The organism is Pseudomonas sp. NA-150, from assembly GCF_044336365.1.
Taxonomy (GTDB): domain Bacteria; phylum Pseudomonadota; class Gammaproteobacteria; order Pseudomonadales; family Pseudomonadaceae; genus Aquipseudomonas.
The window spans coordinates 900,040-918,500 of the sequence record NZ_CP172305.1 but is presented as its reverse complement, the minus strand read 5'-3'; the positions used below and the strand labels follow the sequence as shown (position 1 = coordinate 918,500).

The following is an 18,461-nucleotide window of genomic DNA, read 5'->3' as shown; positions in this document are numbered from 1 at the left end:
CCATGACACTCACTGTTTTGAACGACCTACGCCTCGACAGCGTACGTGCTGCCTATTCAGCTGGCAGCCAGACACCTCGCCAATTGATTCTCGCCCTGCGCGACAAAGCCGCTGCGTTGAACCCGGATTATCACCTGTTCATCCACCTGCTCAGCGTCGCCGAACTGGAACCGTATCTGATTTCACTGGAAAGTCGCGACATCAAGGATCTGCCGCTGTACGGCGTGCCGTTCGCGATCAAGGACAACATCGATCTGGCCGGCATCCCGACCACCGCTGCCTGCCCTGATTTCGCCTATACGCCGCAGCACTCGGCGACCATCGTCGAACAGTTGATTCAGCTCGGCGCGATCCCGCTAGGCAAGACCAATCTCGATCAATTCGCCACCGGATTGAACGGCAGTCGCTCGCCTTACGGTGCCTGCCCGAACAGCGTGTTGACCGATTATCCATCGGGCGGCTCCAGCGCCGGCTCGTCGCTGGCAGTGGCTTTGGGCGTCGCCAGTTTCTCACTGGGCACCGACACCGCCGGTTCGGGTCGCGTACCCGCCGCGCTGAACAATTTAGTGGGCATGAAGGCCAGCAAAGGTCTGATCTCCACCGCCGGTGTGGTCCCGGCCTGTCGCACTTTGGATTGCGTCACTACCTTCACCGCCACCGCACGGGAAGCCAGCCAGTTGCTGGGGCTGACCGCCCGCCTCGACCCGCGTGATGAATACAGCCGCAGCAACCCGCTGTGGAACGACGGCTCGGCATTCGGCGCACCTCGGCCGTTCCGTTTCGGCGTGCCTCGCCCGCAAGACCTGGAGTTCTTTGGTTGTGAGCAAGGCCCGGCTCTGTTCGATGCCGCCATTCAACGCTTGATCGCGCTGGGCGGCGAAGCGGTCACACTCGACCTGTCACCCTTCCTCGAAGCCGCGAGCCTGTTGTACAACGGCCCGTGGGTCGCTGAGCGTTACAGCGTCGCCGGGGAACTGATGGAGACCCGTCCAGAAGCGGTGCTGCCGGTGATTCGCGCTGTGTTGGCCAAAGCCCCAGCAGTCGACGGCGTACAGACCTTTCGCGCGCAATACCGCCTGCAGGCACTCAAGGCGCTGTGCGACAAAGCGCTGGAACCTCTCGACTGCGTCATCACCCCGTCCATCCCGCGCCCGGTGACCCTCGCCGAGCTGGAAGCGGAACCGGTGCTGCGCAACTCGGAGCTGGGTTACTACACCAACTTCATGAACCTGCTGGACTACGCCGCGGTCGCCGTTCCCAGCGCCTTCATGGCCAACGGACTGCCGTGGGGCGTGACCTTGTTCGGTCGCGTGTTCACCGATCAATACCTGCTGAGCCTCGCCGACGCTCTGCAACGGCACAGCGACTTGCCGGTGATTGGCGGCCATCCACTGAACCTGTCGGCACCCGCCGCCACCGCTCGCAATGACAAAGCGCGTCTGGTGGTTTGCGGCGCACACCTCGACGGGCTGGCGTTGAACTGGCAACTCAAACAACGCGGCGCGCGCTTGCTGGAAGCCACTCATAGCTCGCCGGACTATCAGCTCTACGCCCTGGCTGGCGGCCCGCCATTTCGGCCGGGCATGGTGCGTGTTGCGCAAGACGGCGTGGCGATTGCCGTGGAAGTCTGGGAACTGCCGAGCAGTGAATTGGGTTCGTTCCTCACCGGTATTCCGGCACCGCTGGGAGTGGGCAAGGTGCAGTTGCACGACGGTCGCTGGGAAAGCGGATTTATCTGTGAACCCTACGGTCTGGAAGGCGCCACCAACATCAGCCATCTGGGCGGCTGGCGCGCCTATCTGAACGCGTAAAAAAAACCCCATAGCAGTCCGGCTTGCTGGCGTCAGTGCTCATAAAATCGCCATCGCCGGCAAGCCACGCTGCTACGACGGGATCATGATTTTACCGCTTGCCGTACATAGCTATACGATGTGAGGGCGCTTCAGGCGACATAGTGAGTGCTCACTTTCGCCAGCCCTTACGTCGACATGACCGCCACGCTCCCCCCGGTAACACCGCCCCCTGACCTCAACCAAAAAAGGCTCGAAAGCCTGAGAAAAAGCCCCGTTGCCCGGATGTTGACGGGTGCGACGCTGGTGCTGAAAGCCTACCAACTGGACATGGACTGGCCGCCGCCCGTACGCACTTACCTGCAACAGCGGCTCTCCCGCGCGCTGCAGGACACTGCCGGCAAACCGTTGTCGCCCGACGACCTGCATGTGCACTTCAGCACCGAGGACAATCCGGCGGTGGAGGTCGACGGGCACGAACACTACTCGCTGCAACTGTCGCTGACCGATCTGGCGCTGCTGTCATTTACTCCTCGAGATTTTCTGGCCTTGATTCGCTGTATCGAGCCCGATCGCCCGCTGGATCACTCAAGCCCACAGCTGACGACCACCGCAGCAGTACGACTGATCATGAACGCGCGCTGGACCGATGATTATGCCGTGTTGTGGGAGGTATTCTGGGCCCGGCATGAGGCCACCTACTGCGCCCTTGCCAAGCTTTCCTTCCTGGCAGGATTGGCCAGACAGTACCGCCAGAAAAAGATCAGTCGTGACGGTTACCACCTCGCACTCGACGCTTTGGGTCTGACAGCATTCCCCAAAACGCCTGACTGCCTCGAACGCCCGGCCAGGGCCACTCGCGCCGCCATCAGTCTGTTGTCGATCAACGAGCAGTGCATCCCAGGTGTTTTTCAGCTGCGATCAGCAACCACCTCCCATTGTTTTATCCACACCCTTGGGCGCAAACCGTCCGCCCTTGAATACATCAGCGACAACCCGGAACACATGACGAACAGACTGCTGGCCGCGGCCAATGCATCGCCATGGCTCGCGCCCTGCCTGGACGTCGTGCATAGCGAGAGCAAGGAGCTCGCCACTCTCGGGAGCAAAACGATTGAAGGCGATGTATTCGCGGCACTGACGGCGGCGCAGAAGCGATTCTCCCTGGATCGCCTGGACACCGATATTCATCAAACTGGCGACGACGCTGCCCTGTTCGAACCCATCGCACGAGGCCTGCGGATTATCAGCACCCTGGATCTTTGGCAATCAGAACCGCCCATTCTGGAGCGAGTGCCGGTGGCGCTCAAGGTCGCCGGGCGCGTCATGCGCACCCTGATCAAGCGGCATCACGGATTGGCAGTGAACCCGGATCAGGTGTTCATTCGCTACGTGCGCGGAACGTCGACCAGCCCCTTGGGCAACGCACGTACGCCCACCACTCACGTTCATGTACCGAATGAAAAACCGATCAGCTTGAGTCAGGCACTGATGACTAACTATCGCGTCGAACACGCCGAGGGTTATCTCGATCACGGCGCTCGCAACATCGTCTACACCGACCCTGATGGCAAGGGTCAGTGGACTGACGACAGGTTGTTGGCCATCGACGCCGATGCCATTGAACGTCTGGTCAAAGGCATCGATTTTCTCGCCCAGATGACTCAGGCCATCGATACGTTCTGGGACAATCAACAGGCGTTTATCGAGCAATCATTCAAGACAACGTTTCTCGCCCAGGCCGTGATCAGCCTGAAGAGAGGCACGCTGTCACGCGTTGGTTTCGATACCGTGGTCCAGGCGTTGGACACCCGCATCGACGCTGTGCGCTGGGTGGCGCTCGGTCTCTATGTGCAGTATTCGCTCATCGATGGGCCGCAGGAACACTATTGCGCCGGCTTGCTGGTACTGGTCCCTGCGGGCAAATCACCGAGAGTGCTCTATCAGGCCGGGCAAGCCCAAGCCTTCATCGAATTCAACAGCAGCGACGAACTGAACCAGCATATCGAAACCGCTGCCAAGGCCGCGCAGTGGCGGCAGGTAGTCCTGAGTTACCTCCCGGTCCGGCATCATCAACGGTTCGACTACCTGCTGAAACTATGGGCCCACGAGCAACAACCCACGGCACCGACGTCGGTGTTTCGGCCATGGACGGACGTTTTGTATAACCATGACGTGCGTAAGGCACAAGCTCACTCATTGTGCGAAAAAGCCCTGACCGGGTCGCCTTTCGCCTTCATGCGCGAGACCTTGAAGCAAAACTGTCTGGATGATGCGCAAGATCAAATCATCACCTCGAAACAGGTAGCGCTCGACTACTGGACACACCAACTCAATCGTCTACAGCTCCTGCTGGCACCCTTGGCATTTTTCCTGACACCCGCCGCGATGGCCTCTCTGGCCACCGAGCTCGGTGTCCTGTCACTGAACATCAGTTCGGCACAGTTACCCGGCGGCCGTTATCGCGAAAAGAATCAGGCATTGGTCACTGCACTCTCACTTGGTCTACTGCAAGCAGCACCCTCTACCCCGCGCTTGCTGCGTGCGCTCCGAAAAATCGCCACCCCAGCGCTCACTACCCGGCTGAGCATTCCTCTCAACTCAGTTATCCGCAGCAAATCGTTTAGCGCACTGCTCAATCGCTTGGTCAATGCGCGCAAAACCCGATTAGAGCGTTTCTTCAATACCGACAGCCTGCTCAAGACTTGGAACATTCCCGGTCATCCTGCTTTCGGTACCTTGCCGGTCAACGTCTGGAAACTTGAACGAAATTTCTTGCTGTGGACGTCAGACACCGCTCAGGCAAGGACGCTGTTGGTCAGTACTCATGGGTACGATCTGCCGTGGGGCAAAACCGCACAGATCCCCAACGGCACCGAACTCAGGACGTATGTCCCCCATGGTTACTCACTGCCCGACCCTGGTCTGCATCGGGTTATCCGCAAAAGAATCAAAACCTTCTCGATCCTGAACAACGTCGATAACACGCTGGCGTCGACATCGAACCTTCCAACGCCGTATGTCATGACGGACAAACTACTGGCTGGCACGTCGCGTCCGGGAATGATCAGAAATTATCGTCTGTCGAAATTTCAGAGTCAGGATGGCGAAAGCTATCAAGACATCAGCTACCTGGTGCGCAACTCGAACCTGTCACCGCTACACGGCCAGCTGGCATCGACACCGGTGGACGTGCTGACCGTCAGAAATCGCCTGGGCATCGCCCATCCCACGCTGGAAAATCTGTTCAATGCGTTATCCGCCCAAGGTATTCATTACGACAAAATCTTGCTGGTGCATTGTCGCTGCTCCGCGTTTAAAGGCCTGTTCGGACTTGCCCCGACGTATCAGCCACCCGTAGCATGACGCCATGAACGATCCCACAACGCACTCCAACCCGATCAGCCCTGACCTGTGCCCGGTCTGTGGCCTGAGCAACCGCTGCACCCTGGCCGACCCGCGCAGCGCGACCAAGCCCTGCTGGTGCTTCGCCGTGAGCATCGATCTCGCGGTGCTTGAAGCGTTGCCCGAAGCGGTGCGCAACCAGGCCTGCCTGTGCCCGGGCTGCGCTCGCATTGAAGTCGACAGCCATTCGCCACGCAGCGACTAGCTCGGTATGCGCCTGGATCGATTCCTCAGCAACCTGCCACGTTTCAGTCGCAAGGACGTGCGTTTCGCGTTGGTCGCCCGACGGATCAAAGTCGACGGATTGGTCGTCAGCGATCCGCTGTTCGAGGTGCGCGAATTCAGTCGAGTCGAGTGCGACGACGAGGTGCTGCAGGATGGCAAACCCGCACGTTATTTCATGCTGCACAAACCGCCAGGGTGTGTCAGTGCGACGCTCGACCCGCAGCACCCGACCGTCCTCGATCTGCTGGACGAGCCGGATAAGCAGGATTTACACATCGCCGGTCGGCTCGACTTCAATACCACTGGTCTGATGCTGATCACCAACGATGGCCTCTGGTCCCGCCGTTTGACCGAACCAAAAACCAGACAGTCAAAGATTTACTACGTCGAAACCGAGCAAGAAATCGGCCCGGACTACGTGAAAAAATTTGCCAAAGGTTTTTATTTTGCCTTCGAAAACCTCACCACCCAGCCTGCCGAACTGGAGGTTTTGGGCCCGCATTCAGGGCGCCTGAGCATCGTCGAGGGCCGTTATCACCAGGTCAAACGCATGTTCGGCCACTTCAACAACAAGGTGTTGCGCCTGCACCGGGAACGCATGGGACCGCTCTATCTCGACCCCTTGCTTGCACCTGGCCAATACCGCTCCCTGACCACAGAGGAAATTCTCGCCGTCTGAACCTCTGCTACCGTTCAGCAGAAGTTGTCCAACAATTTCCCCAACGGCACTTGCGACATCCCCGTGAGCCTGCTTGAATGAAATCGCACGGTCCACATGTGACTTGCCAGTCACGAGTGCCATCCAAGAAACCTTTTGCCGCGCCGAGAGCCTCTGGCTCCGAGCCGACAAACCGCCCGCCAATAACAATACCTGTCGACCAGACCACACGGGATCGACATGGGCTCACTTCCAAGGCGTATGCCTACCTGTCATGAAACTCGTGCAGTCTCATCTGCGCGCATACCTGTTCTACGCCAGGAGTCCTACGACATGAGGCCAGAAATCGCTGTGCTTGATATACAAGGCCAGTACCGGGTTTACACGGAGTTCTATCGCGCAGACGCAGCCGAAAAGACCATCATCCTGGTCAACGGCTCAATGGCCACCACTGCGTCCTTCGCTCAGACCGCTCGCAACCTGTACCCGCAATTTAACGTGGTGCTGTACGACCAACCCTACGCGGGCAAATCCAAAGCCCACAACCTGCACGGCAAACCGCTGACCAAAGAACTGGAAGGCCAGATCCTTCTGGAATTGATCGACCACTTTGCCGCCGAGCACGTGCTGTCTTTCTCATGGGGCGGTGCCGCCACCCTGATCGCCCTCGCGCAAAAACCGCGTCGGATCGAAAAAGCCGTGATCAGTTCGTTTTCGCCAGTGGTCAACGAACACATGCGCGACTACCTGGAGCGCGGCGTTCGCCACCTTGGCGCGTTCGACCGGCATGAAGTCGGCCATCTGGTGAACAACACCATTGGCAAACACCTGCCGTCATTGTTCAAACGCTTCAACTATCGGCACGTCAGCGGCCTCGATATCCATGAATACGTGCAGATGCACTTTCATATCAGCCAGGTCCTGTGCAAAGACCAGCTGTGCTACCTGAGCGCCGCACAAAACATCGACGTGCCTGTGTTGTTCCTCAATGGCGAGTGGGACGAATACACCGCAGTCGAGGGCGCGCGCCTGTTTGGTAACCACGTACGCAACTGCGAGTTCAGCACCATCAAGAGCACCGGACACTTCCTGGACATGGAGCACAAAGCGGCCTGCTGCGACTCGCAAAAAGCCCTGCTGGGTTTCCTGAAACCAGAACCGGCCCCGCAACGTAAACGCTATACCCAAGTCCAAAGCCACTATGCCTTTGCGCTTTGAAGGAATGCGTGTCTGTGGGAACCGGCTTATTTGCGTCCCCACAGACATTGCAGCGCATTCTATGACTGCGGCAGCAGGCTTCTCGGATCACCGCACCGCTGCTAAAGCAGTCTGCCGGGCAGTGTTGCTTGACCTGTAAAACGCGAAAAATCGCCTTCAGAAAAAATTAGCACTTCAACTCGGCGCTGACATCTGGTACAAAGTCAGCCGCTCTGAGCGGGTATAGTTTAATGGTAGAACAGTAGCTTCCCAAGCTTCCGACGAGGGTTCGATTCCCTCTACCCGCTCCACCTCTGCTTCCTTGCCAAACCGTAAAATCCCCCCCTGCTTTAACCCTCGAAGCTTGTTCGCACCGTTGTCGCCAGACAAACGGTAGAGTCGCTGCTGCCTTGATCAAATCAGGATTCAAACCAGACTGGGGATTTTCACCCGGAATGGGTGGGGAATGGGGGGGACGTGGATACTGCCTTGGTTCGACATACAAAACCCGTCCCCGGAATTTTGCATGAATGAATCAGTTGCCGTCAGGCGCCGCCCCGATCATCGCCCGGCTCGCCATTGGCGTGAACGCCATGATCATCGCCGACCTGGCCGGCATGGTTACCGTGGTCATCGCCGACTTCACCAGCATGATTACCGTGATCATCGCCGACTTCGCCAGCATGGTTGCCGTGGTCATCGCCGACTTCGCCAGCATGGTTGCCGTGGTCGTCGCCTGGTTCGGCATGTTCACTGTTGCGCCCGGAAGTGGCTACGCCAGCTGCATTTCCAGGTCCGGAATTAGCGCCGGGGCCGCTGTTGCTTGAGCCCGAGTGACCGCTGCTGGCGCTGGAACCGCCGTGACCGCTGCCGCTGGAACCGCCACCGCCGTTTCCACCGCCACCACTTCCGCCGCCGCCCCCACTACCACCGCCCCCTCCGCCGCTACCGCCTCCGCCACCTCCACCACCTCCACCGCCGCCTCCACCGCTGCCTCCGCCTCCACCGCCGCCTCCGCCTCCGCCGTCCTTGGCATAAGCACTGGAGTCGTGGGAAATGGTGTCCGGAACCAGCACGATGGATGCCGACAGCACCCCACCGATAGCCAACGTCAGTAAAACTTTCTGGAATAGCATATGAACCTCCGACTTGCGTCTGGTGGTGATTTACCACGCTCAAGGCTAGTGCAAATGAGGGGCCATTCTGCGAAAGCCCGACGGGAGTGGCTTGCGCGGATGTAGTCGCACTTGAGAGATGACCTGACGTTATCCCCAGTACTAAAGGATTTTCATACTGTTTTACGTCGGCAAATAAGAACTATTCCAGCTGAAACCATTCATCGGTTTACCACATCCGCCAGCCTGCGAATCAAGGGCGCTGCCATCAGCAGGATGGGCAGGATGGTGATCGAGGACGGCAGCCAAACGCCGAGCCAATGAACCACAAAATCTCCGGTGACCATGAACGACAGGCTGGCAATCGCCGCTGCGACGGAACAGGTCAGACCTGTCGCTTCTTCTTGTAAAGTGCTGCCGACAACTCTTCCACGCGCCGTTCCAGCTCTCGGGACCTCTTTTTCTCCTCGATCACGTTCAAGACCGCGCGCCGGTCTTCGTCCGTCAGCGCCCTCATATGACCGATCGCCGACGCTTCCCAATCACTGAGCGCCGGGCCACCAGCGCCCGCCATCGGCTGCTGATCACTGCGCATCGGGCCTTCGCCGGCAAAAAACCAGTTCAACGAGATCGACTCCGCCTCACATACTTTTATGCATAATGAATAAGGAATTGAGTTTCTGCTCCTCCAGCTGCCTAAGGTCTGTCGGTTCACATCGAGCTTTCGTGCCAAATCGCTATCAGTCTCCAGCCCATATATGGAGAGCAAGCGCTCAAGAACGGCATTCAAGGATCTGTTCTGCATCAAAATATGTAATCGCTTGTTTTATCATTTAATAGTAAATAGTCTGCGCGCAACGGGGCCATCTTAACCAACAACAAAACCCCGAACCACGCCTCTCCCGGGAAAAGCTATTACCTTTCACTACCAGGAACGACACGCGCTGCCGAGGAACTGCATCCCGACACCGGTCACACTCAAGGAGCTACACCATGCAAGTAAAACTCAGTCTTTGCCCCGCCAACTACAGGTTCCGAATCGGCGACAGGGCTGCCTGTGTCAAAGTTATCAACCGGCCGAAAATGGCGCACATTTACCGCTCACACGGTGTGATCATGAAGATCAGGGGCGACCGCGCGACGCTTAAATTCCCGAACGGCCGAGCCTCGTCCATCCCGCTGAAAAGCCTGAGCCCTTCCGGCACCCAGAATGAACTGACCCGGGCCCTTTCACGCCGCGCAACCCGTCGTAGTCGACGAGGCTGATAAACGGCAGGCGGTCGCCCATCCATCCCCCGGGCGAATCCGCCTTCCCTGCCTACACTCAAAATTCGATTAACCCGAACACTGCGGAGGCATTATGAAACTCAATACCTATCTCATATTCGACGGCCAGTGCGAAGCGGCTTTCAAGCATTACGCCCAGGCCCTCAACGGTAATCTGGCAATGATGATGCGTTTCGGCGAAGGCCCCGAGAGCGCAAAGCTGGCAGAGCAAGACAAGAACCGCATCATGCATGTTCGCCTTGAAGTCGGCGACCAGGCACTGATGGGCTCGGACACCACTGCCGACTACCCTTTCCAGGGTTCCAAGGGCTTTTCCGTGTCGGTCAATGTCAACAGCGTCGCAGAGGCCGAACGTGTATTCAGCGCGCTGGAAGCCGGCGGCTCGGTGACCATGCCACTGAGCAAAACCTTCTGGGCCGAGCGCTTCGGCATGTTGACCGATCGCTTTGGCGTGGCGTGGATGGTGAATTGCGAGAGTGCTTGAGCACCCCGCCCCTTTCCTGACTGTAGCAGTCCGGCTTGCCGGCGATGACGGGCTTATAAGCGCTGACACCGGCAAGCCGGACTGCTACGGAATCAGCGCCTCAAAGCGTCAGCAGCACCAACAACCCGAATTTACGACGTTGTCAAAACAAGCTATCCGTTCTCCGCATCAAGTTCTAAAGGCACCGTGCTAAAGTCCCCTCCCGCGCTGCCCCTCCCGATTTTGATAACGACGAACTGAGATTATGGAATTCACGGATTTTGATGCCGAACTGGCCCACTGGGACGACGTGCGTGCGAGCACTGTGTTTTCCGGCTTGTTGGTCGGCAATGGCGCGAGCCTGGCGATGTGGAAGAACTTTTCCTACGACGCATTGTTCGACGTGGCCGAGACCACCCGCAACAAACCGTTGAGCCAGACCGAGCTGGCGGTGTTCAAAGCCCTGGACACCAGCAATTTCGAGCCGGTATTGAGTGCGTTGAAAAGCGCCATGCGCGTCAATGCGGCGCTGACCATCAGTTCGTCGTCGCCGCGCAATCGCTACTTCGCGATCAAGGAAGCGCTGATCCACGCGATCCGCTCGGTTCATATTCCGTGGCGTCTGGTCGACGAAAAATCCTTGGTCCGGATCAATCAGGAACTCAGCCAATATCGCACCGTGTACTCGACCAATTATGACCTGCTGTGCTATTGGGCCGTGATGCAATCGCCGCAGAAATTCAACGATCAGTTCGACGAAAACGCCAGCTTCGACCGCTATCAGACGACCGCCAAAACCACGCGCATGCTGTACTTGCACGGTGGCCTGCACTTGGTGAAAAACCTCGACGGCAGCGTGCGCAAACTGCAGTCGTCGGAGAGCACCTTACTCGGCAGTTTTGCCATCAATGCGCTGGACGACGTGCCGATTTTCGTCAGTGAGGACAGCAGTGCCAACAAGCAGAAAATGATCCGTCACACCGACTACTTGTCGTTCTGCCACGCCCAATTGGCCAGTCACAAGGACGCGTTGTGCATCTTCGGCCACGCACTGGGCAAGCAGGATCGGCATATCGTTGACGCGATCAAACACGCAGGGATCAAGACCATTGCGTTGTCGATCCTGCCCCGCAGCGACGCGTTTATTCAGCATCAGAAGCGCCACTACAGCAGTCTGTTCGAAGGCCTTGGCGTGGCCCTGAAGTTCTTCAACGCCAAGACCCATCCGCTGGGTGATCCCGACCTGTCCGTGTCGATCGAAGGTCTGAATACGCCGCTGCCAACCCCTAAGCCTTAGCGCCAACAACTGGCCAACTGTACGGATAAATCTGTTACTAGCTGTGAGGGCGCTGAGCGACGGTTTGTGGCTAGATAACGCTTAACAAAACCAATAACCACAGGCCTTGCTTCGATCATGTCCTCTCGCGAAAACACCGGTATGGCCCTGGGCCTGATCGGGGTGATTATTTTCAGTCTGACCCTGCCCATGACCCGCATCGTGGTTCAGGAAGTCCACCCGCTCCTCAACGGCCTGGGCCGTGCACTGCTGGCGGCGATTCCAGCGGCGCTGTTGCTGTTGATCCGTCGAGAGAAATGGCCGACCTGGGCACAGATCAAAGGCCTGGCCCTGGTGGCGCTCGGCGTCATCATCGGCTTCCCGGTGCTGTCGGCCTGGGCGATGAAAACCCTGCCCGCGTCCCACGGCGCGCTGGTCAACGGCCTGCAACCGTTGTTCGTGGCGATCTATGCGGCGTGGCTGTCCCACGAACGACCGTCGAAAGCCTTTTGGGGCTGCGCGGCGTTAGGTAGCGCGTTGGTATTGGGCTATGCCCTGATCAGCGGCGCGGGCAGCATCCAGCCGGGCGATTTATGGATGCTGGCGGCGATTGGCATCGGTGCGCTGGGTTACGCCGAGGGTGGCCGACTGGCCAAGGAAATGGGCGGCTGGCAAGTGATCTGCTGGGCTCTGGTGCTGTCGATTCCGGTACTGATCGGGCCGGTGGTGTATCTGGCGATGCAACATCAAGGACCGATCTCGACCGGCGCCTGGTGGGCCTTTGGTTATGTGTCGATCTTCTCGCAGTTCATCGGGTTCTTCGCCTGGTACGCAGGTCTGGCCATGGGCGGTATCTCGCGGGTCAGTCAGGTGCAGTTGCTGCAGATCTTCTTCACCATGGCCTTTTCCGCACTGTTTTTCGGCGAACATATCGACCCGATTACCTGGGTGTTTGCTGGCGGCGTGATCCTCACCGTGGTTCTGGGGCGCAAGACCACAGTCATTGCGCCCAAAACCCTGGTCAGCAGTCGCTGATCAACCGATAAGGCCATCTGCCTGGAGCAAGGTTTCCAGGCAGTGTTCCTGAATCCCGTAGAACGTCTTCAACTCCTGGATTTTCGCCAGCAGTTCCGTCTGCTTCAGCGGTTCGGCGCGCTTCACCGCAAGAATCATTTTGTTCTTGTTGGTGTGCTCCAGTGAGATGAACTCGAAGACCTTGGTTTCGTAACCGCACACTTCAAGGTACAGGGCGCGCAGGCTATCGGTGACCATCTCCGCCTGCTGGCCCATGTGCAGGCCATATTGCAGCATCGGCCGCAGCAGGGCCGGGCTCTGGATCTGCAAGCGAATCTGTTTGTGGCAGCACGGCGAACACATGATGATCGCCGCACCGCAGCGAATCCCGGTGTGGATCGCGTAGTCGGTGGCGATGTCACAGGCATGCAGGGCGATCATCACATCCAGCTCGCTCGGCGCCACCGTGCGCACATCGCCGTGCTTGAACACCAGCCCCGGATGGTCCAGCCGCTCGGCAGCGCTGTTGCACAGGGTCACCATGTCTTCGCGCAACTCGACGCCCGTCACCTCGCCTTCGGCTTGCAAGGTATTGCGCAGGTAATCGTGGATGGCGAACGTCAGATAGCCCTTGCCCGAACCAAAGTCGGCGACCTTGATCGGTTGGTCCAGCTTCAGCGGCGACGTGCTCAAGGCGTGGGAAAACACCTCGATGAACTTGTTGATCTGCTTCCATTTGCGCGACATGGCCGGGATCAGTTCGTGCTGCTTATTGGTCACGCCGAGATCGGTGAGAAACGGCCGCGTCAGCTCCAGAAAGCGCTTCTTCTCGCGATCATGCCCGGCCGAAGGCGCTTCACGCTCCTGCTGCGCCTTGCTCTTGAACAGTGTGCTTTTGCCTTTCTTGCTGAATTCCAGCTGCACTTCGTCGGTCAGGGACAGCAGATGTGCATTCTTGAACGACTCCGGCAGCAGATCGGCAATCAGCGCCACCCCTTCCGACAGTGGAAAATTCTTGGTGATGTCGCGGGTTTTGTAGCGATACACGAGCGACAGGTGCGGCAGTTCCTTGATCGTCATCAGTTTGATGATGATTCGCTGCAACTCGACCTCAGCGCCAACGTACTTGGCCAGCACCAGCTTGATAAAGGAGTTCTGCGACAGACTGGTGTCGAGCAGGCTCAAGAATTGCGCACGGTGGTCCGGCACAGGCTGGGTGGAGGTTGCAGTGGCTGACATCAGAAAACGCCTCGGGGGGCTGGCAATAACGAGGCGGCCATTTTAGGCGGGTTGTCGGTGGAGGGTTAATTTAATTGCCGGCAGGCGATTGGCGGCACCCACTTACCCCAATATCACCAGCCGATTCGGCAATTCATTGCGCGTGTGTGTCACCGGCACATGCATCGCCAACAACTCACCACAGGCCTCGATACACCCCAGAAAACCCTCCAGAACCTGCCCGTCGGTCACGCGCTGGGTAAAGGTATCGATCAGCGCCTGCCAGACCTGATCATCCAGACGACTGCTAATGCCCCGATCGACCAGGATTTCCACATAACGCTCGGCTTCCGAGACAAAGATCAAAATCCCGGTTCCACCCACCGTGTGATGCAGGTTCTGCTCCAGAAACTGCCGCCGGGCCAGGTTGCTGGCGCGCCAATGACGCACTCCAAGCGGGATCAACTGCGAGGTCACCGTCGGCACGCGCATGATCAGCGCCGCCACAACAAAGGTGATGATTTGACTCAACAGCAGCTCATTGGCGCTCAGCCAGCCCGGAAAGTAGTTGAGCAATCCCGGCCCCAGCAACGCCAGCAACCCGGCCCAGATCAAGGGCACATAGGTGTAGTCATCCGATTGTGCGGTCAACACCGTCACCAGTTCGGCATCCGTGCGTTGCTCGACCCGAGCGACCGCTTCGGCCACCTGACGCTGTTCGTCGTAACTCAGTAAGGCCATGGCGTACATTCACTCGCAGATTCATTGATGACCAACGACTCGCTTCTATTTATTACCAACTGCCGGACGCGCCGCCCCCGCCAAAACTCCCGCCACCGCCACTGAAACCTCCGCCCCCGGAACTGCTGGAACCAAACCCGCCGCCACCGATGAATCTTCCCCCCGAACGTCCGCCACCACCCCAGCGTGAACTGATAAAGATGACAAACACCAGCAACACGAAAAACAACACGGTCTGAGTGATGTCCTCGCCAGGCGTGTTGCCAAGGTCCGCTGCCAACGGTTCGGGCTCGGCCAACGGATCGCCGCCCAGCACCTGAATCATTGCCTGCACGCCCTGCGTGATGCCGCCGGAAAAGTTACCCGCTTTGAACGACGGGGCGATGATTTGGTTGATGATCACCGACGACTGGGCGTCCGTCAGCCGATCCTCAAGGCCATAGCCGACTTCGATGCGCATTTTGTGATCATCCCGAGCGACGATCAGCAGCGCGCCGTTATTCTTGTCTGCATGCCCGATGCCCCAGGCACGCCCCAACTGATAGCCGTAATCCTCGATGGTAGTGCCCTGCAGGTTGGGCAACGTGACCACCACCAGTTGTTCACCGGTGGACTTCTCATGGGCGGCGAGCATTTCGGTCAATTGCGTACGGTTTTGTGCGTCAATCAGCTGCGCGCTGTCGACCACTCGTCCGGTCAAGGTCGGAAATGACAAATCGGCCAGGGCCAAGGTGGCAATCGTCAGCAACGCAGCCGCCAAAATCCGCCGCAGGGTTTTCATCAGAACTTCACTTGCGGAGCGGTATCCGCGCCTGGGGTGGTTGCGTCGAAATTCGGCCGAATCGGTAAATCGCTGTACATCAACGAGTGCCAGAGCCGACCGGGGAAGGTGCGAATTTCAGTGTTGTAGCGTTCGACCGCAGCGATGAAGTCCTTGCGCGCCACGCTGATGCGGTTTTCCGTGCCTTCCAGTTGCGATTGCAAGGCGAGGAAGTTCTGGTTGGATTTCAAATCCGGGTAACGCTCTGACACCACCATCAAACGACTCAACGCGCCCGTCAGTTGACCTTGCGCTTGTTGAAACTGTTTCAGCTTTTCCGGATCGTTCAAGCTATTGGCGTCGATCTGGATCGAGGTCGCCTTGGCCCGCGCCTCAATGACGGCAGTCAGGGTTTCCTGCTCTTGTTTGGCATAGCCCTTGACCGTCTCCACCAGGTTGGGGATCAGGTCGGCACGACGCTGATACTGGTTCTGCACCTGTGCCCACGCGGCCTTGACCTGTTCGTCATAGGTGGGAATGTTGTTGATACCACACCCGGTGAGCAGCGTGCTCAGCAACATCAAGGCTGTCATAGACCAACTGAAGCGGCGGCCCCGTGGGGTTTGCATGTCCTTTTCTCCCTTTGAAATACATTTTCTTTCGAGCCAGTAGACTGACTTTAGCCAAATCCAGCGAACCCCGGCATAATCCGCGCCCAAGACTGGTGTCCTGACGCGCAATGCGCTAAAACTCGCAGCGCTTGAAAGATGCTCTGCGCCATAAAGAGTTCAGCGGCGGCTCGCCCTGATCGATAACACGCGCACCAGACTCATACCTTAAAAAAATTGGCTGACCAGTACTTGCTCTGAGTGGCTGAAGAACGCCTTGAGAAAATATTCATGAATAAGCTGTGTTTGCTGGGCCTTGTTGTAGGCCTTGCCAGTCAATCGGTCATGGCCGAGACCAACGCCACCCTGTTGCACAATAAAAACGCATTCATTGCCAATTTGATGAAGCAAATGACCCTCGATGAAAAAATCGGGCAATTGCGACTGATCAGTATTGGCCCGGAAATGCCGCAGCCTCAAATTCTCAAGGAAATTGCCGCCGGTCGCATTGGCGGCACGTTCAACTCCATCACGCGCTCGGAAAACCGTCCATTGCAGGACGCGGCTGTCGCTCACAGCCGTCTGAAAATTCCGATGTTCTTTGCCTATGACGTCATTCACGGCCAACGCACGATTTTCCCGATCAGCCTCGGCCTGGCCGCCAGCTGGGACATGGACGCCATCGGTCTCGCTGGTCGTATCTCGGCCATCGAAGCGACCGCCGACAGTCTGGACATGACCTTCGCACCAATGGTCGATATCTCCCGCGATCCGCGTTGGGGCCGCAGCTCCGAAGGTTTCGGCGAAGACACCTACCTGGTGTCACGCATTGCCAAAGTCATGACCAATTCCTTTAACGGCCAGCATCCGGGCGGTGCCGACAGCCTGATGCCGATCGTCAAACACTTCGCCCTGTACGGCGCCGTGGAAGGTGGCAAGGACTACAACAGCGTCGACATGAGTCCGACGCGGATGTACCAGGATTACCTGCCGCCTTATCGCGCCTCCCTCGACGCCGGTGCCGGCGGGGTGATGATCGCCCTCAACGCCGTCAACGGTGTTCCAGCAACCGCCAACACGTGGCTGTTGAAAGACCTGCTGCGCAAGGAGTGGGGCTTCAAAGGCGTGACCATCAGCGACCACGGTGCGATCAAGGAACTGATTCGCCACGGCGTCGCTCGCGATGACCGTGAAGCCGCGAAACTGGCAATCAAGGCCGGCGTCGACATGAGCATGAACGACAAGGTGTACGGCGAACAGCTGCCGGCGCTGCTCAAGGACGGCGAAATCGCCCAGCAAGACATCGACAACGCCGTGCGTGAAGTGCTCGGCGCCAAGTACGACATGGGCCTGTTCGCCGACCCGTACCGCCGCATCGGCGCTGCCGCCCAGGACCCGCAAGACACCTACGCCGACAGCCTGCTGCACCGCCCGCAAGCGCGTGAAGTGGCACGCAAGACCCTGGTTCTGTTGAAAAACGACAACCAGACCCTGCCGCTGAAGAAACAAGGCACCATCGCGGTAGTCGGCGCCTTGGCGAAAAGCCATCTGGACATGCTCGGCAGTTGGTCCGCCGCTGGCGTGCCGAATCAAACCGTGACCGTGTTTGAAGGCCTGACCAATGCGGTCGGCAATAAGGCCAAGTTGATCTACGCCCGAGGCGCCAACGTTTCTGACGATCCGAAGATCCTCGAGTACCTCAACTTCATGATCACCGAGGTGGAAGTCGACCCGCGTCCAGCCCAGGAAATGATCGACGAAGCGGTCAAGGCCGCACAGCAGGCCGATGTGGTGGTCGCTGTGGTCGGCGAGTCGCGGGGCATGTCCCACGAATCGGCCAGCCGCACCACCCTCAACCTGCCAGGCCGCCAACGGGATTTGATTGCCGCGCTGAAAGCCACCGGCAAGCCATTGGTGCTGGTGCTGATGAACGGTCGCCCGCTGACCCTGGTCAAGGAACAGCAACAGGCTGACGCGATGCTGGAAACCTGGTTCCCGGGCACCGAAGGCGGTAACGCGGTGGCCGACGTGCTGTTCGGCGACTACAACCCGTCGGGCAAGCTGGCGATGTCCTTCCCGCGCTCAATCGGACAACTGCCGGTCTACTACGCGCACTTCGGAACGGGTCGCCCGTACGTGCCAGGCAAGCCGGGTAACTACACCTCGCAGTACTTTGAAGAAACCAACGGGCCGCTGTTTCCGTTCGGTTTTGGCCTGAGCTACACCCAGTTCAGCCTGTCCGACGTGACCTTGTCCAATGACACCCTTAAGCGCGGCGGCAAGCTGACCGCCAGTGTCACCCTGAAAAACAGCGGCAAATATGACGGAGAAACCGTTGTGCAGCTTTACCTGCACGACGTTGCGGCCTCGATCAGCCGTCCGGTCAAAGAGCTGAAGAACTTCCAGAAAGTCATGCTGAAGGCCGGGGAAGAGAAGGTCATCACCTTCACCCTGAGCGAAGATGATCTGAAGTTCTACAACTCGCAGCTGAAGTACGCCGCTGAGCCCGGTGTGTTCGACGTGATGATCGGCCTCGATTCGCAGGATGTGAAACAGCAGAGTTTTAGCCTGCTGTAACCCGATTGGCAGGAGCGGGCTTGCCCGCGGTCAGCTTGACGCGGTGTGTCAGAAACGACGCCATCGCGGGCAAGCCCGCTCCTGCACACCAACGGCCTGCCCGGCGACACACTATCTGCCAAACAGC

General features: G+C 58.5%; 17 protein-coding genes and 1 tRNA gene. 11 read left to right on the top strand and 7 right to left on the bottom strand.

Going from position 1 to position 18,461, the window contains the following annotated elements; translation table 11 throughout:
- The first annotated feature begins 2 nt into the window (after positions 1 to 2).
- The 6 genes from atzF (at position 3) to ACF0H7_RS04415 (ending at position 7,586) form a co-directional block, all read left to right on the top strand.
- Positions 3 to 1,811 carry an allophanate hydrolase gene (gene atzF / locus ACF0H7_RS04440; protein ID WP_397451587.1) on the top strand — a complete coding sequence of 603 codons (1,809 nt, stop codon included), beginning with the start codon at positions 3 to 5 and terminating at the stop codon, positions 1,809 to 1,811.
- Between the two features lie 147 nt (positions 1,812 to 1,958).
- Positions 1,959 to 5,156, top strand: a complete 3,198-nt coding sequence (locus ACF0H7_RS04435; RefSeq protein WP_397451586.1) for a dermonecrotic toxin domain-containing protein — start codon at positions 1,959 to 1,961, stop codon at positions 5,154 to 5,156.
- 4 nt (positions 5,157 to 5,160) lie between these two features.
- Positions 5,161 to 5,400 carry a cysteine-rich CWC family protein gene (locus tag ACF0H7_RS04430; protein ID WP_397451585.1) on the top strand — a complete coding sequence of 80 codons (240 nt, stop codon included), beginning with the start codon at positions 5,161 to 5,163 and terminating at the stop codon, positions 5,398 to 5,400.
- Between the two features lie 6 nt (positions 5,401 to 5,406).
- A complete protein-coding gene (locus tag ACF0H7_RS04425) occupies positions 5,407 to 6,099 on the top strand; it encodes a pseudouridine synthase (protein WP_397451584.1) in 693 nt (230 codons plus the stop codon).
- Between the two features lie 312 nt (positions 6,100 to 6,411).
- The gene (locus tag ACF0H7_RS04420) at positions 6,412 to 7,296 is read left to right on the top strand and encodes an alpha/beta fold hydrolase (RefSeq protein WP_397451583.1); all 885 of its coding nucleotides are present in this window, start codon (positions 6,412 to 6,414) and stop codon (positions 7,294 to 7,296) included.
- A gap of 216 nt (positions 7,297 to 7,512) precedes the next feature.
- Positions 7,513 to 7,586 (top strand) — tRNA-Gly (locus ACF0H7_RS04415).
- A 234-nt stretch (positions 7,587 to 7,820) separates the two neighbouring features.
- On the opposite strand, the gene ACF0H7_RS04410 is transcribed toward ACF0H7_RS04415, so the two are convergent.
- The 3 genes from ACF0H7_RS04410 to ACF0H7_RS04400 all read right to left on the bottom strand — a co-directional run bounded on the left by ACF0H7_RS04410 (position 7,821) and on the right by ACF0H7_RS04400 (position 9,180).
- Positions 7,821 to 8,411: a hypothetical protein gene (locus tag ACF0H7_RS04410; protein WP_397451582.1), complete on the bottom strand. Its 591-nt coding sequence runs from the start codon at positions 8,409 to 8,411 to the stop codon at positions 7,821 to 7,823.
- A gap of 200 nt (positions 8,412 to 8,611) precedes the next feature.
- Positions 8,612 to 8,737: a DUF2798 domain-containing protein gene (locus tag ACF0H7_RS04405; RefSeq protein ID WP_397451581.1), complete on the bottom strand. Its 126-nt coding sequence runs from the start codon at positions 8,735 to 8,737 to the stop codon at positions 8,612 to 8,614.
- Positions 8,738 to 8,775: 38 nt separating this feature from the next.
- Positions 8,776 to 9,180, bottom strand: coding sequence for a helix-turn-helix domain-containing protein (locus ACF0H7_RS04400; RefSeq protein ID WP_397451580.1), 405 nt, complete (start codon positions 9,178 to 9,180; stop codon positions 8,776 to 8,778).
- 203 nt (positions 9,181 to 9,383) lie between these two features.
- On the opposite strand from ACF0H7_RS04400, the gene ACF0H7_RS04395 reads away from it, so the two are divergent.
- The 4 genes from ACF0H7_RS04395 (at position 9,384) to ACF0H7_RS04380 (ending at position 12,451) form a co-directional block, all read left to right on the top strand.
- Positions 9,384 to 9,656: a hypothetical protein gene (locus ACF0H7_RS04395; RefSeq protein ID WP_397451579.1), complete on the top strand. Its 273-nt coding sequence runs from the start codon at positions 9,384 to 9,386 to the stop codon at positions 9,654 to 9,656.
- Between the two features lie 94 nt (positions 9,657 to 9,750).
- The gene (locus tag ACF0H7_RS04390; protein ID WP_397451578.1) at positions 9,751 to 10,161 is read left to right on the top strand and encodes a VOC family protein; all 411 of its coding nucleotides are present in this window, start codon (positions 9,751 to 9,753) and stop codon (positions 10,159 to 10,161) included.
- A 244-nt stretch (positions 10,162 to 10,405) separates the two neighbouring features.
- The gene (locus tag ACF0H7_RS04385; protein ID WP_397451577.1) at positions 10,406 to 11,437 is read left to right on the top strand and encodes a DUF4917 family protein; all 1,032 of its coding nucleotides are present in this window, start codon (positions 10,406 to 10,408) and stop codon (positions 11,435 to 11,437) included.
- 117 nt (positions 11,438 to 11,554) lie between these two features.
- Positions 11,555 to 12,451 (top strand): DMT family transporter, encoded by an 897-nt coding sequence (locus ACF0H7_RS04380; protein WP_397451576.1) that lies wholly within the window; start codon positions 11,555 to 11,557, stop codon positions 12,449 to 12,451.
- On the opposite strand, the gene ACF0H7_RS04375 is transcribed toward ACF0H7_RS04380, so the two are convergent.
- The 4 genes from ACF0H7_RS04375 to ACF0H7_RS04360 all read right to left on the bottom strand — a co-directional run bounded on the left by ACF0H7_RS04375 (position 12,452) and on the right by ACF0H7_RS04360 (position 15,778).
- Entirely contained in the window at positions 12,452 to 13,669 is a 1,218-nt protein-coding gene (locus ACF0H7_RS04375; RefSeq protein ID WP_397451575.1) for a class I SAM-dependent methyltransferase, read from the bottom strand.
- Positions 13,670 to 13,771: 102 nt separating this feature from the next.
- Positions 13,772 to 14,389 (bottom strand): TPM domain-containing protein, encoded by a 618-nt coding sequence (locus ACF0H7_RS04370; RefSeq protein ID WP_397451574.1) that lies wholly within the window; start codon positions 14,387 to 14,389, stop codon positions 13,772 to 13,774.
- A 52-nt stretch (positions 14,390 to 14,441) separates the two neighbouring features.
- On the bottom strand, positions 14,442 to 15,170 hold the full coding sequence (locus tag ACF0H7_RS04365) for a TPM domain-containing protein (RefSeq protein WP_397451573.1): 729 nt from the start codon (positions 15,168 to 15,170) through the stop codon (positions 14,442 to 14,444).
- A complete protein-coding gene (locus ACF0H7_RS04360; RefSeq protein WP_397451572.1) occupies positions 15,170 to 15,778 on the bottom strand; it encodes a LemA family protein in 609 nt (202 codons plus the stop codon). Before ACF0H7_RS04360 ends, ACF0H7_RS04365 begins: the two co-directional genes overlap by 1 nt.
- 270 nt (positions 15,779 to 16,048) lie before the next feature.
- Between ACF0H7_RS04360 and bglX the strand changes: the two genes are divergently transcribed.
- Positions 16,049 to 18,334, top strand: a complete 2,286-nt coding sequence (gene bglX, locus ACF0H7_RS04355; protein WP_397451571.1) for a beta-glucosidase BglX — start codon at positions 16,049 to 16,051, stop codon at positions 18,332 to 18,334.
- The last annotated feature ends 127 nt before the right edge of the window (positions 18,335 to 18,461 follow it).

Coding starts and splice junctions, on each gene's coding strand:
- atzF (WP_397451587.1), top strand. CDS start 3: ATGACACTCACTGTTTTGAACGACCTACGCCTCGACAGCGTACGTGCT.
- ACF0H7_RS04430 (WP_397451585.1), top strand. CDS start 5,161: ATGAACGATCCCACAACGCACTCCAACCCGATCAGCCCTGACCTGTGC.
- ACF0H7_RS04425 (WP_397451584.1), top strand. CDS start 5,407: ATGCGCCTGGATCGATTCCTCAGCAACCTGCCACGTTTCAGTCGCAAG.
- ACF0H7_RS04420 (WP_397451583.1), top strand. CDS start 6,412: ATGAGGCCAGAAATCGCTGTGCTTGATATACAAGGCCAGTACCGGGTT.
- ACF0H7_RS04410 (WP_397451582.1), bottom strand. CDS start 8,411: ATGCTATTCCAGAAAGTTTTACTGACGTTGGCTATCGGTGGGGTGCTG.
- ACF0H7_RS04405 (WP_397451581.1), bottom strand. CDS start 8,737: ATGGTCACCGGAGATTTTGTGGTTCATTGGCTCGGCGTTTGGCTGCCG.
- ACF0H7_RS04395 (WP_397451579.1), top strand. CDS start 9,384: ATGCAAGTAAAACTCAGTCTTTGCCCCGCCAACTACAGGTTCCGAATC.
- ACF0H7_RS04390 (WP_397451578.1), top strand. CDS start 9,751: ATGAAACTCAATACCTATCTCATATTCGACGGCCAGTGCGAAGCGGCT.
- ACF0H7_RS04385 (WP_397451577.1), top strand. CDS start 10,406: ATGGAATTCACGGATTTTGATGCCGAACTGGCCCACTGGGACGACGTG.
- ACF0H7_RS04380 (WP_397451576.1), top strand. CDS start 11,555: ATGTCCTCTCGCGAAAACACCGGTATGGCCCTGGGCCTGATCGGGGTG.
- ACF0H7_RS04375 (WP_397451575.1), bottom strand. CDS start 13,669: ATGTCAGCCACTGCAACCTCCACCCAGCCTGTGCCGGACCACCGTGCG.
- ACF0H7_RS04370 (WP_397451574.1), bottom strand. CDS start 14,389: ATGGCCTTACTGAGTTACGACGAACAGCGTCAGGTGGCCGAAGCGGTC.
- ACF0H7_RS04365 (WP_397451573.1), bottom strand. CDS start 15,170: ATGAAAACCCTGCGGCGGATTTTGGCGGCTGCGTTGCTGACGATTGCC.
- ACF0H7_RS04360 (WP_397451572.1), bottom strand. CDS start 15,778: ATGCAAACCCCACGGGGCCGCCGCTTCAGTTGGTCTATGACAGCCTTG.
- bglX (WP_397451571.1), top strand. CDS start 16,049: ATGAATAAGCTGTGTTTGCTGGGCCTTGTTGTAGGCCTTGCCAGTCAA.